The sequence below is a fragment of the Streptomyces sp. NPDC026092 genome (assembly GCF_040638605.1).
Classification (GTDB): Bacteria; Actinomycetota; Actinomycetes; order Streptomycetales; family Streptomycetaceae; genus Streptomyces.
Genome location: NZ_JBEZYN010000002.1, coordinates 468,069 through 486,310 on the forward strand (window position 1 = coordinate 468,069; position 18,242 = coordinate 486,310).

Here is an 18,242-nt window from a genome sequence, read left to right on the forward strand (position 1 = left end):
GAGGAGCAGAGTGAGAAGGCGCGGACTGCCGCTCGTCGCCGCCGTGGCCCTGGCCGTGGCGGCGCCGTTCGTGCTGTCCGGCTGCGGCACCGAGGGCGAGCTGAAGAGCGCCGGGGTCACCCCCACTGCCATCGGCCCCGTCCGCCTCTGGCCCGAGGTGCCGCCGGCCACCGAGCCGCCGCTCGACTACGGCGAGACCGACACCCAGTCCGTCCCCGGCATACGCGTGCCCGACAACGACGTCCGCCGGGTCGACGCCGTCGCGGTCGTCCGGGCCGAGGTGAACGCCCACCCGGACACGTACTCCGGCGCGGACGGCATGTACGAGGAGACGGCCCGGCAGATCGGCCGGTGCACCGCGGAGCCCGCGAAGTGCCCGGTCATGCGGGCGTACTACCGGGATCTGACCGGCAACGGCCGCGACGAGCTGATCGTCGGCATCCGGATGCCCGACCAGCAGATGGGCGTGCGGGTCTACACCGCCGAGAACAACGGACTCACCCGGATCATGGCCACCGTCGACCAGGTGATCAGCGTGGAGCTGGCCGGCCGCGACCTGATCGTGCGGGCCGCTTCGGCCGGCATCCCGGGGTACGAGTACCGCACGGCCTGGTCCTGGGACGAGCAGCAGCGCGCGATGCTGCCGACCCGGGACGAGATCGTCCGCGTCAAGCCCCGGGGGCCGTCCGCCTCGCCGGCGCCCGAGCCCCGGCTCGTCGAGCCCTCGCCGTCCACGTCGACGGCCGGCTCCTCGCGCGGGCCCGAGCCCTCGGCCTCCCCCGCGGCCCCGGGCTCGTCCTCCGCGTCCGGCTCCGACGACCCGTTCGTGGAGCCCTCGTGACGGCGCGCCGCGGGCGGCGGCGGCCGCGCCTTCCGGCCTGGACCGCGACGCTGACGTGGAAGTCCGCGGTCTTCATCACCGTCATGTGCTGCGCCCTGGCGGCGCTGCTCGGCGCCCTCGTCCATGTGTCGGTGGCGGGCCAGACCGAGGACGACTTCCGCGAGCGGGCGCTGGCCCGGCTCACCACCGCCTCCCGCGCGTACGAGGCGGGCGACCCGCTCCCCCGGGCCGCCGGGATCGACCCCGAGGGCCTGCCCGAGGAGCTGCGGGCGCTCGCCGTGCGCGGCGAGCGGGGCACGGTGGTCGAGGAGCACGAGGGCCGGCCGACGATGTGGGCGGCGGGACCGGCCGACGGCCGCGCCCTCGCCGTGCGGATCGACTACTCCCCCGGCCGGGAGATCATCGAGGGCCTCGACCGGTCGATCCTGGGCTCCTCGGTCCTCGCGATCGGGGCGACCCTGCTCGTCGGCGCGTTCGCGGTCACCCGGGTCACCCGGCGGCTGCACCTGACCGCGCAGGTGGCTCGGCGGATCAGCGCGGGCGACCTCGACGCGCGCGTGGACGACCCGCGCACGAAGGACCCGGCGCGCCCGCAGGACGAGGTGGCCACGGTCTCCGGCGCGCTGGACACGATGGCCTCCTCGCTCCAGCGCAAGCTGCAGACCGAGCAGCGCTTCACGGCGGACGTGGCGCACGAGCTGCGCACCCCGCTGACCGGCCTCTCCGCGGCGGCCGAACTCCTGCCGGAGGGGCGGCCGTCGGAGCTGGTCAGGGACCGGGTCCAGGCGATGCGCTCGCTGACCGAGGACCTCCTGGAGATCTCCCGGCTCGACGCCCGCAACGAGACCGTGGACCTGGCAATGCACGATCTCGCCACGGTCGCCCGGGGCGTGGTGCGGGCGTCCGGCACCGAGACCGAGGTGCGGGTCCTGCGCGACGCGACGGTCGAGACGGACCGGCGGCGCCTGGAGCGGGTCCTCGGCAACCTCGTCGCCAACGCGCACCGGCACGGCGCCCCGCCGGTCGTCCTGACCGTGGACGGCGCCGTCGTGACCGTACGGGACCACGGTCCTGGATACCCGGAGTACCTGCCGGCGACCGGGCCGCAGCGGTTCCGTACCGAGAGCGGCGGCAAGGGGCACGGGCTCGGGCTCACGATCGCGGCCGGGCAGGCCGAAGTGATCGGCGCGAAGCTGGTCTTCGCCGACGCCCCGGACGGCGGCGCCCTGGCGCGGCTGACGCTGCCGGAGTACGTGCGGCTGGCCGAGCCGGACGAGGATCCGGAGCCCTGACGCCCGTGACGGCACACCGTCACACATAAGGGATATAAGCCATATCGCTTGCTACGTTGCGGTTCATGACCGCAACGACGGCGGACGCTCCCCCGCCCGGGCTACGCATCCCGAAGCGCCGCGGCGTGGAACTCTCCCTCCTCGTCTGCGCCGTCCTCATCTCCGTCCTGGGGTATGTGGACGTCGGCCTGGCCCACAACGGCGCGGTGCCTCCGGACGCGCTGCGCTACGGGGCCGGTCTCGGCGGACTCGCGCTCCTCGCCCATCTCGCCGTACGGTTGCGGGCGCCGTACGCCGATCCGCTGCTGCTGCCGATCGCGGTCCTGCTCAACGGCCTCGGCCTGGTCCTGATCTACCGGCTCGACCTGGAGACCCCGAAGGACCAGGCGGCCTTCGCGCAGCTGGTCTGGTCGGCGCTCGGGGTGGCGCTCTTCGGCGCGGTCGTGGTGCTGCTGCGCGACCACCGGGTGCTCCAGCGGTACGCGTACCTCTCGATGGCCAGCGCCCTGGTCCTGATGCTCGTGCCGATCTTCTTCCCGGCGGTCAACGGGGCGAAGATCTGGATCCGGATCGGCGGACTCTCCTTCCAGCCGGGCGAGTTCGCCAAGATCCTGCTCGCCGTCTTCTTCGCCGCCTACCTGGCGGCCAACCGCAACGCGCTCGCGTACACAGGACGCAGGATCTGGCGGCTCCAGCTGCCCACCGGCCGGGTGCTCGGGCCGATCGCGGCGATCTGGCTGCTGAGCGTGGGCGTGCTGATCCTGGAGCGGGACCTCGGCACCTCGCTGCTCTTCTTCGGCCTCTTCGTGATCATGCTGTACGTGGCCACGGGCCGGACCGGCTGGATCGCGGTCGGGCTGCTCCTGGCGGGCGTCGGGGCGTTCGCGGTCGGCTCGGTCGAACCGCATGTGCACAGCCGCGTCGAGGACTGGCTGAGCCCCTACGCCTCGATCGAGGCGGGCGACGGGCCGGGCCAGCTCGCGCAGTCGCTGTTCGCCTTCGCGGCGGGCGGGATGTTCGGCACCGGCCTCGGCCTCGGCCACTCGATCCTGATCGGCTTCGCCGCCAAGTCCGACTTCATCCTGGCGACGGCCGGCGAGGAGTTGGGCCTGGTCGGCCTCACCGCCCTGTTCCTGCTGTACGCGCTGCTCGTCGCGCGCGGGTACCGCGCCGGGCTCGCCCTGCGCGACCCCTTCGGGCGGCTGCTCGCGATCGGCCTCGCCTCGATCCTGGCCCTCCAGGTCTTCGTGATCGCCGGCGGGGTGATGGGCCTGATCCCGCTGACCGGCATGGCGATGCCGTTCCTCGCGCAGGGCGGCTCGTCCGTCGTGACCAACTGGATCATCGTGGCGCTCCTCATCCGGGTCAGCGACTCGGCCCGCGCGCCCCGCCCGGAGCTGGTCGAGACCGGGGTCATCGCGCCGATCGTGGAGGACGCCCGGTGATCCCGTACATCCGGCGCGCGGCGGCGCTCTGTCTGGTCCTGCTCGTGGCGCTGCTCGTCAACGCGGCGCGGGTGATGGTCGTGCAGTCCGACGCGCTGGACGAGAACCCGGCCAACCGGCGGGTGGCGATCTCCCGTTGGGGCGAGCCGCGCGGCGAGATCGTGGTCGACGGGCGGCCGGTGACCGGCTCGCGCGACAGCGGCCAGCAGCTGCGCTACGAACGCACCTACAAGCAGGGCCCGTTGTACGCGCCGGTGACCGGCTTCGCCTCGCAGACGTACGGCACGACGTTCGTGGAGCACGCGGAGGACGGCATCCTGGCGGGTACGGACCCGCTGCTCGCGCCGTTCCCGTTCTGGAACGACCTCAGCCGGGGCCGGCAGGCGGGCGGCGACGTGGTGACGACGATCCGGGCGTCCATGCAGCAGGCCGCGTACCGGGGGCTCGGCGGGAAGCGGGGCGCGGTGGCGGCCGTCGAGCCGTCGAGCGGCCGGATCCTGGCGCTCGTCTCCTCCCCCTCGTACGAACCGGGCGAACTGTCCGGTACGGGCGACGGGGTCAAGGGGGCCTGGGCCCGGCTCACCACCTCGCCGAACCAGCCGATGCTGAACCGGGCGATCCGGCAGACGTATCCGCCCGGCTCCACGTTCAAAATCGTGACGGCGGCGGCCGCACTCGACGCGGGCACGGTGACGGACGTCGAGGCGCCGACGGACACCCCGGACCCGTTCATCCTGCCGGGGACCCGGCAGGTGCTGCCGAACGCGGCCACCGGCTGCGGCAACGCGTCCCTGGCGTACGCGCTCCAGTGGTCCTGCAACACGGTGATGGCGGGGCTCGGGGTGGACGTGGGGCTCAGCGGGATGGTGGAGGCGGTCGAGAAGTTCGGCTTCAACGACGTCGGTCTGACGATCCCGTCGTGGGTGGCCAAGTCCAACTTCGACCGCGCGATGAGCGACGACCAGCTGGCGCTCTCCTCCATCGGCCAGTTCGACACGACGGCGACGCCGCTGCAGATGGCGCTCGTGGCGGCGGCGGTCGCCAACAACGGGGAGATCGCCCACCCGTACCTGGTCGAGCGGACGACCACGGCGCGCGGCACGACGGTCGACACGACCGGCCGGCGCAGCTACCGGCAGGCGATGCGCCCCTCGACCGCGACCCAGCTGCAGCGGCTGATGGTCAGGGCGGTCGAGGAGGGCACGGGCAGCAACGCCGCGATCCCGGGGGCCACGGTCGGCGGCAAGACGGGCACGGCCCAGCACGGCCTGGGCAACACCGGCACTCCGTACGCCTGGTTCATCGCCTGGGCCCAGGCCGCGGACGCGGCCCAGCCCGCGGTGGCGGTCGCGGTCGTCGTCGAGGACGCCGAGGCCAGGCGTACGGAGATCAGCGGCGGCGGCAGCGCGGCGCCGATCGCCCGCGCGGTGATGGAGGAGGCGCTGCGCGCCAAAGCCAACCGCTAGGTCGTTACTTGATCGGCTTCCGCATCTCGGCGCGGACCTTCGCCGTGGTCTCGGCGAGCTCCGCCAGGTCGACGTCGTACGGGTCGGCGGTGGCCGACTCGGTGGTGACGACGGCGACGAAGGAGGCCGTGTTCTCGTCGCCCCAGGCGCACATGGGGAGGGTCGCGGTCCCGGTGGCGTCCTTCGTGGTCGTGACCTGGCAGCTGATGGTCACGTCGTGACCGGCCGGCCTGAAGTCCTTGGGCTTGATCACGAGCGTGCTGCCCTTGTCCTTCGCCGCGCCGGAGAGGATCGAGGCGCGGGTGAGGGCCGGGTTCTTGATCCTGCCGTGGAAGCCGGAGACGACGAGAACGGAGCTCTCCTTGCCCGTGTACTGGGCGATGGCCGCCTTGGGGTCCTTGACCGTGGGGTCGTAGGTGTCCTCGACCTCCTTGCCCTCGGTCTCGGAGGCGTCGTTGGTGAGCGTGAACTGCCCGTCCAGGAGGGTCTTGGGCACGACCAGCTCGTGCGTCGCCTCCGGGAAGTCGCCGGTGACCCCGGCCCCGTCGAGGACGAGCTTGCCCGCGTAGCCGAGGCCGGCCACGACGGCCAGGGAGCCGACGGCGATGCCGACGATCAGGCCGGTGCGCTTCTTCTTCGGCGGCGGCCCCATCGGCGGCTGCCCCCAGCCGCCGGCGCCGGGCCCGGGGTACTGCTGGGGGATGCCGGGCTGCTGCGGGTAGCCCTGGTGCGGCGGGCCGTACGGCCCGGGCTGGGGCATCCCCTGCGGCGGACCGTACGGCCCCGGCTGCTGCGGGGGCGGCACGGGACCGCCGTAGGGGTTGTGCGGCGGCTGGTTCGGCGGTGGCGGCATGCTCATGGCGGGCACGGTACGTCACCGGCGTGAACACGGGGAATCCCGGGTGCCGGTCGTGTCGGGGAGGGCCGAGCGGGCGACCTACCCCTCCGCCCCGCCCTGCGCGATCGCCTCCGCGACCTCCGCGACCCGCTCCCGCTCCTCCACCTCGAAGCGTTCGCGGTCGAGGGCCTCCGCGATCTCCTCGTCCTGGCTCATCAGCAGGTCCAGGTTCGAGTCGCCGAGGTCGAAGACGCCCATGTCCAGATAGGCCTTCTGGAGCCGTTCGCCCCACAGGCCGATGTCCTTGACGCACGGGACGATCCGGCTGAAGAGCAGCTTGCGGAAGAGGTGCAGGAACTCGTTCTGCTCGCTGTACTCCTCCGCCTCCTTGCGCCCGATGCCGAAGTTCTCCAGGACCTCGATCCCGCGCAGCCGGTCCCGCATCAGGTAGCAGCCCTCGATCACGAACTCCTCGCGCTCGCGCAGTTCCGCGTCCGACAGCTGCTTGTAGTAGTCGCGCAGCGCCATCCGGCCGAAGGCCACGTGCCGGGCCTCGTCCTGCATCACGTACGCCAGGATCTGCTTGGGCAGCGGCTTGTCGGTGGTGTCGCGGATCATGCCGAAGGCGGCGAGCGCCAGACCCTCGATCAGGACCTGCATGCCGAGGTAGGGCATGTCCCAGCGGGAGTCGCGCAGGGTGTCGCCGAGCAGGCTCTGGAGGTTGTCGTTGATCGGGTAGAGCATCCCGATCTTCTCGTGCAGGAAGCGGCTGTAGACCTCCGCGTGCCGCGCCTCGTCCATCGTCTGCGTCGCGGAGTAGAACTTGGCGTCGAGGTCGGGGACGGACTCGACGATCCGCGCGGCGCAGACCATCGCGCCCTGCTCGCCGTGGAGGAACTGGCTGAACTGCCAGGAGGCGTAGTGCCGGCGCAGCTCGCCCTTGTCCTTCTCGGTCATCTTCGCCCAGTGGCGGGTGCCGTGGAGGGTCAGGACGTCGTCGGGGGTGCCGAGCGGGTCGTAGGGATCGACCTCCAGCTCCCAGGCGATGCGTTTGTTGCCGTCCCACTGCTTGTCCTTGCCCTTCTGGTAGAGGGCGAGGAGGCGTTCCCTTCCGTCGTCGTAGTCCCAGCTGAAGCGGGCCGAACCGGTCGCGGGGACCTGCCAGATGGGGTCCCCGGGGGCTTTCGTGTAGAGGTCGCGCGTCGACACTGACGACTCCTTGCTCTCGACTCGACTGCTCGCCGGACGTGGTCCTCCCGGCAGGCTGACACCTTGGTAGACACCGGGTCAACAAGTCGTGCGCAAGGGATTGACGCACTTGCTGACGAGCAGTCTCATAAAGGCGACCGCCGGTAACCCGACCGCGAGCACAGCGAGGTGTCGTACCGTCATGACCACCCGTACCGAGCTGGACTTCACCCTCCTGCGGGACGCCCTCGGCCCGCTCCGCGACCGTGAGCAGGTAGCGGCGCGACTCCTCGAGTCCTCCCTGAAGCACTCCTTCGACCCGGAGACCGAACTCGACTGGGCCGCGCCCCTCGAGGACGGCAAGTGGTTCTGGCCGCCCGAGCTGGTCTCCCTCTACGACACCCCGATGTGGCGGCGGATGTCCGAGGAGCAGCGGATGGACCTCGCCCGGCACGAGGCCGCCTCGATCGCCTCGCTCGGAATCTGGTTCGAGATCATCCTGATGCAGCTGCTCGTCCGGCACATCTACGACAAGTCCCTGACCAGCGACCATGTGCGCTACGCCCTCACCGAGATCGCCGACGAGTGCCGGCACTCGATGATGTTCGCCCGGATGATCCAGAAGGGCGGCACGCCCGCCTACCCGGTGCCGCGGGTCTACCACAACCTGGGCCGCGTCCTGAAGACCGTCTCCACCACCCCCGGCTCCTTCGCCGCCACCCTCCTCGGCGAGGAGATCCTGGACTGGATGCAGCGGCTGACCTTCCCGGACGAGCGGGTCCAGACCCTGGTACGCGGCGTCACCCGCATCCACGTCGTCGAGGAGGCGCGACACGTCCGGTACGCCCGCGAGGAGCTGCGGCGCCAGATGATCACCGCGCCGCGCTGGGAGCAGGAGTTCACCCGACTCAGCTGCGGCGAGGCTGCCCGGGTCTTCTCCACCTGCTTCATCAACCCCCAGGTGTACGACAACGTGGGCCTGGACCGCCGCCAGGCCGTCGCCCAGGTCCGGGCGAGCGGCCACCGCCGAGAGGTCATGCAGTCCGGCGCCAAGCGGCTCACGGACTTCCTGGACGACATCGGCGTGCTCCGGGGCCCGGGGCGCCGGCTCTGGAAGGCCTCCGGACTACTGGCCTGAGACCGGCACCCCTCCTTGTCGCCACGCGGAGCTACCCTGCGAGGCATGACCAGTGCCGCCTCGCCCGCGTACCGCCGGCTCAGCGTCGAGGAGCGCCGGGGGCAGCTCCTCGCCGCCGCCCTGACACTCTTCGCGCACCGCGCGCCCGACGAGGTCTCCCTCGACGACGTCGCCGAGGCGGCGGGCGTCTCGCGGCCGCTGGTCTACCGCTACTTCCCCGGCGGCAAGCAGCAGCTGTACGAGGCGGCCCTGCGCTCCTCCGCCGACGCGCTGGAGCGCTGCTTCGCCGAGCCGCCGTCCGGGCCGCCCACCGAGCGGCTCGGCCGGGTCCTCGACCGGTACCTGGCCTTCGTGGACGGGCACGACGCCGGCTTCAGCGCCCTCCTCCAGGGCGGCAGCGTCGCCGAGACCTCCCGGACCACAGCGATCGTGGACGAGGTCCGGCGGGCCGCGGCGGAGCAGATCCTCGTCCACCTGGGGGTGGACCAGCCGGGACCCCGGATGCGGATGATGGTCCGCACCTGGATCGCGGCCGTGGAGGCCGCCTCGCTGATCTGGCTGGACGAGGAGAAGCGGCCATCGGCGCGCGAGCTGCGGGACTGGCTGGTCGACCACCTCGTCGCGCTGCTCGCGGCCACGGCCGCGACCGACGAGGAGACGGCCTCGGTCGTCAAGAAGCTCCTCGCACAGGAGAGACCCGACGGGCCGGTCGGGACCCTGGCGCGACGGGTGACACCCGTCGTGAGCGAGGCCGCTCACCTGCTGTGAGGCCGGTGTGTACGAGACTGGTCCCGTGAGAAGCGAGAACACCCCCTTCCGAGGCGGGCCCCTGGACGGCGAGATCCTGCCGATCCTGGTCGGCCCGACCGGGCACCCCCCGAAGTGGTACGACGTGCCCGTACCGGACGCGGACGGCGGCCCGGCCACCGTCCACACCTATCGCCGCGAACCGGCCGGCCACACGAAGCGGCTCGGCCTTCCGCGCGGCTGGATCTACGAGTACGTCCCCGAGGGCCGCGAACCGTTCCGGCCGAAGTGGCCCTGGACCAAGCCGAACGGGTGAGGCCGTTGGGCCGATTCGCCCCTTTGTGAGCTCATCCGACCGCACGCTCCCGCCATCATCGCGGTGGAGGTGATGACGTGTCAGGAAGGCTGCTGCGCACGGTCTGCACGGGGGTGCTCGCCGCGTCGACGGCGCTCGCGGGCGCCCCGACGGCCACGGCGGACGACCCGGTGGACCCCCCGGTGGAGGCACCGGTGGAGGCACCGGTGGACCCCACGGTGGAGGCACCGGCGACGGTCGAGGGCCAGGAACCGACGGACGGCCCGGCGGAGGACGCCAGCGGCACCCCCGTCGACGACGCGGCCGAACTCCCGCCCCCCGGCGGGGACTCCGTCGTCGCGCTCCTCGGCCGGCTCAGGACCCTGTACCGTCAGGCCGAGCAGGCCGCCGAGGCCTTCAACGCCACCGACGAGGCCCTGCGCCTCCAGACCGCCGACACCAAGAAGGTCGCCGACGCCCTCGCCCGGGCCCGCGAGCGCCTCGCCCAGGGCCGGAACGCGGCCGGGCGGCTGGCCAGGGAGCAGTACCAGGGGCGGGCCGCGACCTCGGCGTTCTCCCCGTATCTGCGCCTGCTCCTCGCCCCCGACCCCCAGCAGGCCCTGGACCAGAGCCACCTGATGGACCGTGCCACCCGCGAACGGGCCGGAACCGTCGCCCGGCTCACGGCGGACGAGAAGAAGGCCGGCGAGCTGGCGAGCGCCTCCCGCAAGGCCCTGGACCGGAAGCAGAGCCTCGCCACGCGGCAGAAGAAGCAGCGCGACGACGTCCAGAAGAAGCTCGGGGAGGTCCAGAAGCTGCTCGCCTCGCTCCCGGACGACCAGCTCGCCCGGCTGACCGAACTGGAACGGGCCCAGACCGCCGGCGCCCAGCGCGAGCTGCTCGACTCCGGCGTCCTGGACGTCGACCGGACCCCGTCACAACAGGGTGGCGACGCGCTGACGTACGCGGTACGGCAGATCGGCAAGCCGTACGAGTGGGGCGCCGAGGGACCGGAGTCGTACGACTGCTCCGGGCTGACCTCGCAGGCCTGGGCGAACGCGGGCCGGGAGATCCCGCGCACGAGCCAGGAGCAGTGGCGCACCCTGCCGAGGGTGGAGCTGCGCGACCTGCGCCCCGGCGACCTGGTGGTCTATTTCCCCGAGGCCACCCATGTGGCGATCTATCTCGGCCACGGCCTGGTCGTCCAGGCCCCCCGCCCGGGCGCCAAGGTGAAGGTCTCCCCGATCGCCGCCAACCCGCTGCTCGGGGCCGTCCGCCCCGACCCGACCGCCGTGGCCCTGACGACGTACACGCCGCCCGAGCTCCCTGCCGGGGCCACGGACGGCTCGGACGAGGGGTTCGATCAGGGCGGGGCCTGAGCACTCTTCGCACGGAGACGACGACGCACCGAAGCAGAAGAACGGAAGGAGGCAATCCGATTCACGGCATCAACTGACGTTGAGAAAGGATCATTTAAGGCTGATAATTATGCGATCATGACAATGATTTCCGGCCACGGGCCGGAACCTTCTTGATTGCAGAGGACCATGAAGTTCAACCCGTTCACCCGCGCCCGCCGCGGACTGCTCGTGCTCGCCGCATCCCTCGGTCTCGCCCTCGGCGTCGCGGCCGTTCCGGCCCAGGCCGCGCCGTCCCTCGTCTACCTGGCCACCGTCGAGATCAAGGCGGAGCACTCCGGCCAGTGTCTTGAGGTGGCGGACTGGAGCAAGGCGAACGGCGCGGCCGTCCGTCAGTGGCCCTGTACCGGTGGCGACAACCAGAAGTGGCACCGCTACTCCCAGCAGAATGACAACGGGGCGTTCTACTACGTGAACGTGAACAGTGGTAAGTGCCTGGAGATCGGCGGCTGGGGGCGCAACAACGGTGCGACCGCCAACCAGTGGGACTGCCACTGGGGCCTCAACCAGGTCTTCCGCGGCCAGTACAACCTGTCCATGGACCACGCGTACGTCTATGGCAAGTGCCTGGAGATAGCCGACTGGAGCACGCAGCCGGGCGCCCCCGCGCGGCTGTGGTCGTGCACCTACCAGCCCAACCAGAGCTTCAGCATCAAGGCCGTGGACTGGTAAACCCCTGGGCGGGCGCCGGGCACCTGCCCGGCGCCCGCCCGCCCTCTCCCCGACCGTCAGGCCCCGGTGACCGACGCCAGGTAGGCCTCGGTCTTCTCCGGCTCGTAGAAGAAGTTCTCGAAGTCGGCCGGGTCGTTGAAGCCGTTCGCGAAGCGGTCGGCGACCGGCTGGAGCTGGCCGGCCGCGCCGATCAGGTTCAGGACGTGCTCCGGGGGGACGCCCAGCATCGCGTTCGTCCACTTGGTGACGTGCTGCGCGGTGTTCCAGTAGCGGTCGAACGTGGACCGCATCCAGTCCTCGTCGAAGGGCTTGTCGCCGTGCTCGACGATCGCGGCGAGGTAGGCGGCCGCGCACTTGGAGGCCGAGTTCGAGCCCTGGCCGGTGATCGGGTCGTTGGCGACGACGACGTCCGCGACGCCGAGCGCCAGGCCCCCGCCGGGGAGGCGGCCGATCGGGTTGCGGACGGTCGGGGCGTAGCGGCCCGCCAGGGTGCCGCCCGCGTCGGTCAGTTCGACCTTGGTGGCCCGCGCGTACTCCCAGGGCGTGAACTTCTCCATCAGCTCCAGCGTGAGCGAGAGGTGCTCCGCCGGGTCCTTGATCCCCTGGAAGACATCGAGCGGACCGCCGGGTATGCCCTCCCAGAAGAGGATGTCGGCACGCCCTGAGGTGGTCAGGGTCGGCATGACGAAGAGCTCGCCGACGCCCGGGACCAGGTTGCAGCGGACCGCGTCGAAGTCGGGGTGCTCGGGGCGGGGGCCGAGGCCGTGGACGTACGCGACGGCCAGGGCGCGCTGCGGCTCGCCGTACGGGGAACGGGCGGCGTCGCGGCCGAACATGGAGACCAGCTCGCCCTTGCCGGCGGAGACGAGCACCAGGTCGTACGTACGGGAGAAGTAGTCCAGGTCGGAGACGGCAGCGCCGTGGATGACGAGCTGGCCGCCGCGCTGGGCGAAGGTCTCCATCCAGCCGGCCATCTTCACGCGCTGGTCCACGGACTGCGCGTGCCCGTCGAGCTTGCCGACCCAGTCGATCACGCGCTGGGCTGTGTTTGTTTCACCTGCGAGGGGGCCCGCGACCGAGACGCCGAGGCCCTCGATCCGCGGGGCCTGGGACTCCCAGAAGTTGATGCCGAGGTCGCGCTCGTGCTGGAGCGCGGTGTCGAACATGCACTGGGTGGACATGACCCGGCCGGACCGGATCTCGTCCGCCGTGCGGTTGGACATGAGGGTGACTTCGTACCCCTGCGACTGCAGTCCGAGGGCGAGCTGGAGACCGGACTGACCGGCCCCGACGATGAGTATCTTCCGCATGGCGGGTGTTCCTAACGACTTACGGCGGCTGACGGATCGATCCGACTATTCGGGGGCGGCTTCGAGCGCGTGCCCGACCATCGCGAGCAGGGTCTCCACGACGCTGTACCGCTTGCGCGCGTCCATGATCACGACGGGTACGTGCGGGGGCACGGTGAGGGCGTCGCGGACGTCCTCGGGCTCGAACCGCTCGGTGCCCTCGAAGTGGTTGACGGCGACGATGTACGGCAGCCCGCAGCTCTCGAAGTAGTCGAGGGCGGGGAAGCAGTCCGTCAGCCGGCGGGTGTCGGCGAGCACGATCGCGCCGATCGCGCCGCGCACCAGGTCGTCCCACATGAACCAGAAGCGCTGTTGGCCGGGGGTGCCGAAGACGTACAGGACGAGGTCCTCGTCCAGGGTGATCCGGCCGAAGTCCATCGCGACGGTCGTCGTCAGCTTGTCGGGCGTCGCCGTGAGGTCGTCGGTGTCCTGACTGGCCTGCGTCATCAGGGCCTCGGTCTGGAGCGGGGTGATCTCCGAGACGGCGCGCACGAAGGTCGTCTTGCCGACGCCGAAGCCGCCCGCGACGACGACCTTGGTGGCTATGGGAGCCCGGGTGTGGTCGAGCTGCCAGTCCTGCGCGCCCTCCTCCGTGCCCGCGTCCCGCGGTGCGGACGGGGCTTCGGGCTGGGCGGGGATTCCGGCGAGGGCCGGGGCAGCGGCTTCAGAGACGGCGGAGTCCACTCAGCACCCTTTCGAGGAGCGCGCGGTCGGGCTGCCCGGTGCCGTGACCGGTCCCGTACACACGGATCTTTCCCTGGTCGGCCAGGTCGCTGAGCAGCACCCGGACGACACCCAACGGCATCTTCAGGAGCGCCGAGATCTCCGCGACGGTACGCATCCGGCGGCAGATCTCGACGATGGCCCGCATCTCGGGCATCAGGCCGCGGGCGGGCCCGCCGTCCGTCAGGACCTTCCGCTCGGGCACCGCTTCGAGGGCCGCGACGAAGGTCTCGACGAGCAGGATGTGGCCGAACCGGGTGCGGCCGCCGGTGAGCGAGTACGGGCGGACGCGCGCGGGGCGGCGCCCGTCCCCTCGTACCGGCAGTCGGTGCGTCGCGGTCACTGGGGGCCCTCCATCGATTTGCGCAGCTCGCTGCGGAGTTCGGGGGTGAGGACGTGTCCGGCGCGGCCGACGAAGAGGGCCATGTGGTACGCGACGACGCTCATGTCGCAGTCCGGTTCCGCGTGCACGCCGAGCAGCGAGCCGTCGCTGATGGACATGACGAAGACGCTGCCCTCCTCCATGGCCACCATCGTCTGCTTGACCCCGCCGCCGTCCATGAGGCGGGCGGCGCCGACGGTGAGGCTGCCGATGCCCGAGACGATCGTGGCGAGGTCGGCGCTGGAGCCGCGCGGCCCGCTCGGGCGGTCCGCCGGTGCGGGCGCGGTGTCCTGCGCCGCCGGGTCGGACGAGAGCAGCAGCAGTCCGTCGGAGGAGACGACGGCGACCGAGCGGACCCCGGGCACCTCCTCGACGAGGTTGCCCAGCAGCCAGTGCAGGTTGCGGGCCTCCGTGCTCAGTCCGAACGTTCCGGTCGCAGGTGTGCCGGTCTCAGATGTTCCGGTCGCGGTCAACCGCGTGCCTCCTCGACTGTGTCCCCCGTCTTCTCCTCGGTACGTGCTTCGATCTCGGCCTCTACGTCCCTACGGCCCTCCTCGGCCCCTCGGTGGAAACCGCCCAGCCTGCGGCGCAGTGCCTCCGGGTCCACGCCACCGGGGCGCGGGGCCGGGGCGGTGCCGGCCTGCGGAACGATCTTCGGCGTGCGCTTGGGGAGCCCCTTGTCGGTGACGCGGGGTGCGGCGGCCGCCGGCTCGGTCTCCTCCGGGGCGCGCTCGTGCGTGTCGGGCTCGGCGGGCGGGTCGGGCAGCCGCACCTGGAGCGTGGTCTCCGCGAGCGAGGGCTGGGGAGCTTCGGGCTCCTGCTCGTGCTCCGGCTCCTGCTCCGGTTCCGACTCCGCGGGGGACACGTGCTCCGCCTGGGTCTCGGGCTCCGCCGGGGCCTCGGGCTCCGCAGAGGCCTTCTCGACAGGGGTCTCCTGCGCGAGGGACTCCTCCGCCTCTGCCGCCTCGATGGCACGCTCCGCCGCCTCCACGAGCGGGTCGCGGGTGCGGGAGGGCAGAGTGTTGGAGTTGGCCTCGGCGACCGAGCCGGGCAGGTTCAGGGTGGGCGCGCCGCCCATGACCGGGACGGCCGGCGGGCCGGCGGTCGGCGGGGCCGTCGGCAGCAGCGTCTGCGGCAGGACGACGACCGCCGCGATGCCGCCCTGCTTCTGCTCGCGCAGCTGCACGCGGACGCCGTGGCGGGCGGCGAGCAGCGCGGTGACGCGGATGCCGAGCCCCTCCCCCGCGATGTCGGCCGGGTCCGCCTCGGCGAGCCGCGCGTTGAGCTCGGCGAGCCGGGACTCGGTCATGCCGATGCCCTCGTCCTGGACGGAGAGCATGACCTCGCCGCTCTCCAGGAGCCAGCCGGAGAGCTGGACCTGCGCGTCGGGCGGCGAGAACGAGGTCGCGTTCTCCAGGAGTTCGGCGATCAGGTGGGACAGGTCGTCCGCGGCGAAGCCGGCGACCTGGGCGTGCGGCGGCAGGGACTGCAGGGTGACCCGCTCGTACCGCTCGATCTCGCTGACGGCGGCGCGCAGCACGTCCACCAGCGGGACGGGCCCGGGGTGGCCGTGGACGTGCTCGTGGCCTGCGAGGACGAGGAGGTTCTCGCTGTGGCGGCGCATGACGGTCGCCATGTGGTCGAGCTTGAAGAGGGTGGCGAGCCGGTCGGGGTCCTGCTCGCGCTCCTCCAGCATCTCGATGACGCCGAGCTGCCGCTCCACGAGCCCGAGGCTGCGCAGCGAGAGGTTGACGAAGGTGTGCTGGACGGTGTGCCGGAGCCGGGCGAGCTCGGCGGTGAGGAGGGCGGTCTGGCCCTGGAGTTCGGCGCGCTGGGCGGCCAGCTCGGTGCCGAGCGCCTCGCGGGCGCCCGTCAGGTCGGCGCGCTCGCTGTCGAGGGCCGCGGCCCGCCGGCCGAGGTCGGCCAGCTTGCCGTGGAGGGTGTTGAGGGACCGTACGACCTGGGCGAACTCGTCGTTGCGGCCGGTGAAGCGGACCGGCTCCTCGGTCTCGGGCTCCGGGGCGGCGGCGAGCCGCGCGGCGCCGATGCGCACCACCGCGAGGGGGCGGGTGAGGCTGCGGGCGACGAACGTGGAGATGCCGATGGCGACGAGCAGACAGCCGCCGAGGAAGGCGATGCGCACTTCGAGGGCGGTGACGTCGTCGTCGCGGAGTTCGGCGAGGCGGTCCACGCGGGTGGCGGAGAGCGCGGACTCGACGCCGCGCATCTGCTCGATGCGGGCGGAGAGCGCGGACTCCAGCTGCTCGGGGTCGGTCCTGCGCTCGGACTTGGTGAGTTCGGGCTGGTCGGTGAGGCGGGCGAGGAGACCCTCCGCCTTCTTGACGTCCGGGCCCGTGACCGTGGCGGCGAGGGAGTTCCGCCCGGTGGAGGCGGCGGACTGGTCGAAGTCGGCGAGCGTGGCCAGTTCGCGGACACGGGCCTGCTGAGCGGCGGCCGTGAGGGCGTTGCGGGTCCTGTCCGCCTCGTCGGCGCCCTCCGCCTTCTTGGGCACGTAGGTGCCGGTGACGGGGTCGTACTCGACACCGTCGGACTCGGGCTGGGGTACGGCGAGGGCGGCGAGGAGCAGGCCGCGGGCGGCCGAGGCCTGTTCGACGGCGCGGCCCAGGGCGGCGGGGGCGCGGGTGGCGTCGGCGGCGCGGGCGGGGGTCTTCTCGGCCAGCTCGTCGGCGAGGGCCTGGAGCTTGGCGATGACGTCTGAGTACGCCTTGTGGGCTTCGAGGGCGGTGCCCTTGCCGGTGAGCGCGGTACGGCGGAGGGAGGGCAGGCCCGCGAGGTCGCGGCGGAGCTCCTCGGAGGCGGCGGGCCGGATCTCGTCGATCTGGCGGTCGACGCGGGTGGAGCGCGTGCTGGTGACCTGCCGCCTCTTGGCGCTGTCGCCCTGCTGCTCGTCGCGGCCCGCGGCGATGTAGGCGACGACCTCGTCGCGCTCGTCGGCGAGGGAGTGGGCGAGGGTGACGGCCTGGCGGTCCAGCTCGGCGAGGGTGACCAGGCGCTGGGAGTCGGTCAGTTCGCCGGAGGCGGTGAGGATCGCGGGCGCGCCGGCGGCGAGCACGGTGACGCCGACGAGGGCGACACCGGCGACGAGCCGGTTGCGGACGCGCTTGGAGCGTCCGACGGGCGCGGGTACGACGGGGGGTGTCGTGCTTCCGGGCGTGGGGCTCCCGGGTACGGCGCCGGAGCCCGTGGCGTCGCCCGTGCTCAGCGGGTCACCGGGGGCCTGGCTCCGCGTGCCGTTCTTGCTCCGAGGCCGCTTCTTCTGCACCGGTGCTGCTCGCATTCTCGACTCGTCCGCCCATGAAGCAGAGGTGACGACCGGTCACGTAAGTAGAGCGCCCCCACCCCTGGTACGGCTTCCGACCATTCCAGCGCTTCTGGGAAGGGGACGCGCATCGGCCGCTCCGCCACCCGAACGAGTGAACAACACTCCTGAGTTGGCGAACAACTCCACGCGACACTTCCGCGGGGCCGCACGGAGCGCCGGTTGGATCTTCCGCGCGGGCTTTGGCAGGATGCCCGCCCGCAGCTCGTCGGAGCCTCCGCTTCCGCCTCTCGGGCGCACCTCGAAGGCTTGGTACAGGCCAGATTCGGCCGTTTGGAGACGCTGTGAAGGTCCGTCGCGGCCTCCGGTCGCCACAGGGGCAGACTGGGCATCATGCGCACCGAGGTCGTCACCCTTCCCGGCAGTCCCGAACGCCCCAACGAGGACTGGTCGGCCACGGCTCTACCCGCGTCCGGCGGGGGCGGGACGGTGGTGGTGCTCGACGGGGTGACGCCGCCGGCCGGTGATGACGGTTGTGTGCACGACGTGCCCTGGTTCACCGCGCGCCTCGGCGGCGCGCTGACCGAACTGTCCGCTTCGCGACGCGATATGACGCTGTCCGAGATTCTGGCGGAGGCTATTCGGCGCACGGCAAACGCCCACCGCGCCACATGTGACCTTTCTCACGTACGTACGCCCCAGGCAACCGTCGCGATGGCGCGCTGGGACGAGGCCCTCGTGGAGCACCTCGTCCTCTCGGACTCCGTCCTGCTCCTGGAGGCGCCGGACGGCGCGGTGCGGGTGGTACTCGACGACCGTCTCGACCGGATCCCGGACGAGGTCCGCCGTTCGCTCGCGGCGACGGACCGGCTGCGGAACCGGGAGGGCGGCTTCTTCACGGCCGCGGCCGACCCGGACGTGGCACGGCGGGCGGTGACCGGGACGACGCCCCGCGCGGAGGTACGGGCGCTCGCGGCGCTCACGGACGGGGCGTCGCGCTGGGTGGAGCTGTTCGGCGAGGGCGACTGGGCGGACTGCTTCGCCGTCCTGCGGAAGGAGGGCGCGCACGGGCTGCTGACGCGGGTCCGCGCGCTGGAGGAGTCGGGCGCCGCCGCGCACCGCTGGAAGGTGCACGACGACGCGACGGCGGTGTACGCGGTGTTGTGAG

General features: G+C 72.2%; 17 protein-coding genes. 10 read left to right on the forward strand and 7 right to left on the reverse strand.

What is annotated here, in order from left to right; translation table 11 throughout:
• The first annotated feature begins 10 nt into the window (after positions 1–10).
• The 4 genes from AB0F56_RS04725 (at position 11) to AB0F56_RS04740 (ending at position 5,044) form a co-directional block, all read left to right on the forward strand.
• A complete protein-coding gene (locus tag AB0F56_RS04725; protein WP_362003880.1) occupies positions 11–841 on the forward strand; it encodes a hypothetical protein in 831 nt (276 codons plus the stop codon).
• Positions 838–2,133, forward strand: coding sequence for a HAMP domain-containing sensor histidine kinase (locus AB0F56_RS04730; protein ID WP_362003882.1), 1,296 nt, complete (start codon positions 838–840; stop codon positions 2,131–2,133). The genes AB0F56_RS04725 and AB0F56_RS04730 overlap by 4 nt, the downstream gene beginning before the upstream one ends.
• A gap of 65 nt (positions 2,134–2,198) precedes the next feature.
• The gene (locus tag AB0F56_RS04735) at positions 2,199–3,578 is read left to right on the forward strand and encodes an FtsW/RodA/SpoVE family cell cycle protein (RefSeq protein ID WP_362003884.1); all 1,380 of its coding nucleotides are present in this window, start codon (positions 2,199–2,201) and stop codon (positions 3,576–3,578) included.
• The gene (locus tag AB0F56_RS04740; protein ID WP_362003885.1) at positions 3,575–5,044 is read left to right on the forward strand and encodes a penicillin-binding transpeptidase domain-containing protein; all 1,470 of its coding nucleotides are present in this window, start codon (positions 3,575–3,577) and stop codon (positions 5,042–5,044) included. The genes AB0F56_RS04735 and AB0F56_RS04740 overlap by 4 nt, the downstream gene beginning before the upstream one ends.
• A 4-nt stretch (positions 5,045–5,048) precedes the next feature.
• On the opposite strand, the gene AB0F56_RS04745 is transcribed toward AB0F56_RS04740, so the two are convergent.
• Entirely contained in the window at positions 5,049–5,903 is an 855-nt protein-coding gene (locus AB0F56_RS04745) for a hypothetical protein (RefSeq protein ID WP_362003887.1), read from the reverse strand.
• A gap of 78 nt (positions 5,904–5,981) precedes the next feature.
• The gene (locus AB0F56_RS04750) at positions 5,982–7,091 is read right to left on the reverse strand and encodes a ferritin-like domain-containing protein (RefSeq protein WP_362003889.1); all 1,110 of its coding nucleotides are present in this window, start codon (positions 7,089–7,091) and stop codon (positions 5,982–5,984) included.
• A 181-nt stretch (positions 7,092–7,272) separates the two neighbouring features.
• Here AB0F56_RS04750 and AB0F56_RS04755 point away from each other — a divergent pair, with 181 nt between their 5' ends.
• The 5 genes from AB0F56_RS04755 (at position 7,273) to AB0F56_RS04775 (ending at position 11,340) form a co-directional block, all read left to right on the forward strand.
• Positions 7,273–8,208 (forward strand): diiron oxygenase, encoded by a 936-nt coding sequence (locus AB0F56_RS04755; protein ID WP_362003891.1) that lies wholly within the window; start codon positions 7,273–7,275, stop codon positions 8,206–8,208.
• A gap of 45 nt (positions 8,209–8,253) precedes the next feature.
• Complete coding sequence (locus AB0F56_RS04760; protein WP_362003893.1) at positions 8,254–8,976, forward strand: TetR/AcrR family transcriptional regulator; 723 nt, start codon at positions 8,254–8,256, stop codon at positions 8,974–8,976.
• A gap of 25 nt (positions 8,977–9,001) precedes the next feature.
• Complete coding sequence (locus AB0F56_RS04765) at positions 9,002–9,271, forward strand: hypothetical protein (protein WP_362003895.1); 270 nt, start codon at positions 9,002–9,004, stop codon at positions 9,269–9,271.
• 77 nt (positions 9,272–9,348) lie between these two features.
• Positions 9,349–10,629 (forward strand): NlpC/P60 family protein, encoded by a 1,281-nt coding sequence (locus tag AB0F56_RS04770; protein ID WP_362003896.1) that lies wholly within the window; start codon positions 9,349–9,351, stop codon positions 10,627–10,629.
• A 168-nt stretch (positions 10,630–10,797) separates the two neighbouring features.
• Positions 10,798–11,340: an RICIN domain-containing protein gene (locus AB0F56_RS04775; protein WP_362003899.1), complete on the forward strand. Its 543-nt coding sequence runs from the start codon at positions 10,798–10,800 to the stop codon at positions 11,338–11,340.
• 56 nt (positions 11,341–11,396) lie between these two features.
• Here AB0F56_RS04775 and AB0F56_RS04780 read toward each other — a convergent pair whose 3' ends face one another.
• The 5 genes from AB0F56_RS04780 to AB0F56_RS04800 are packed head-to-tail and all read right to left on the reverse strand — an operon-like array spanning position 11,397 to position 17,092.
• Positions 11,397–12,650: a styrene monooxygenase/indole monooxygenase family protein gene (locus AB0F56_RS04780; protein ID WP_362003901.1), complete on the reverse strand. Its 1,254-nt coding sequence runs from the start codon at positions 12,648–12,650 to the stop codon at positions 11,397–11,399.
• A gap of 45 nt (positions 12,651–12,695) precedes the next feature.
• Positions 12,696–13,373, reverse strand: a complete 678-nt coding sequence (locus tag AB0F56_RS04785; protein ID WP_362003904.1) for an ATP/GTP-binding protein — start codon at positions 13,371–13,373, stop codon at positions 12,696–12,698.
• Positions 13,354–13,755 carry a DUF742 domain-containing protein gene (locus AB0F56_RS04790; RefSeq protein WP_362003906.1) on the reverse strand — a complete coding sequence of 134 codons (402 nt, stop codon included), beginning with the start codon at positions 13,753–13,755 and terminating at the stop codon, positions 13,354–13,356. Before AB0F56_RS04790 ends, AB0F56_RS04785 begins: the two co-directional genes overlap by 20 nt.
• Positions 13,752–14,267, reverse strand: a complete 516-nt coding sequence (locus AB0F56_RS04795) for a roadblock/LC7 domain-containing protein (protein WP_362003909.1) — start codon at positions 14,265–14,267, stop codon at positions 13,752–13,754. The genes AB0F56_RS04790 and AB0F56_RS04795 overlap by 4 nt, the downstream gene beginning before the upstream one ends.
• Positions 14,264–17,092, reverse strand: a complete 2,829-nt coding sequence (locus AB0F56_RS04800) for a nitrate- and nitrite sensing domain-containing protein (RefSeq protein ID WP_362003912.1) — start codon at positions 17,090–17,092, stop codon at positions 14,264–14,266. The genes AB0F56_RS04795 and AB0F56_RS04800 overlap by 4 nt, the downstream gene beginning before the upstream one ends.
• Before the next feature lie 375 nt (positions 17,093–17,467).
• Here AB0F56_RS04800 and AB0F56_RS04805 point away from each other — a divergent pair, with 375 nt between their 5' ends.
• Positions 17,468–18,241, forward strand: a complete 774-nt coding sequence (locus AB0F56_RS04805) for a hypothetical protein (RefSeq protein ID WP_362003914.1) — start codon at positions 17,468–17,470, stop codon at positions 18,239–18,241.
• The last annotated feature ends 1 nt before the right edge of the window (position 18,242 follow it).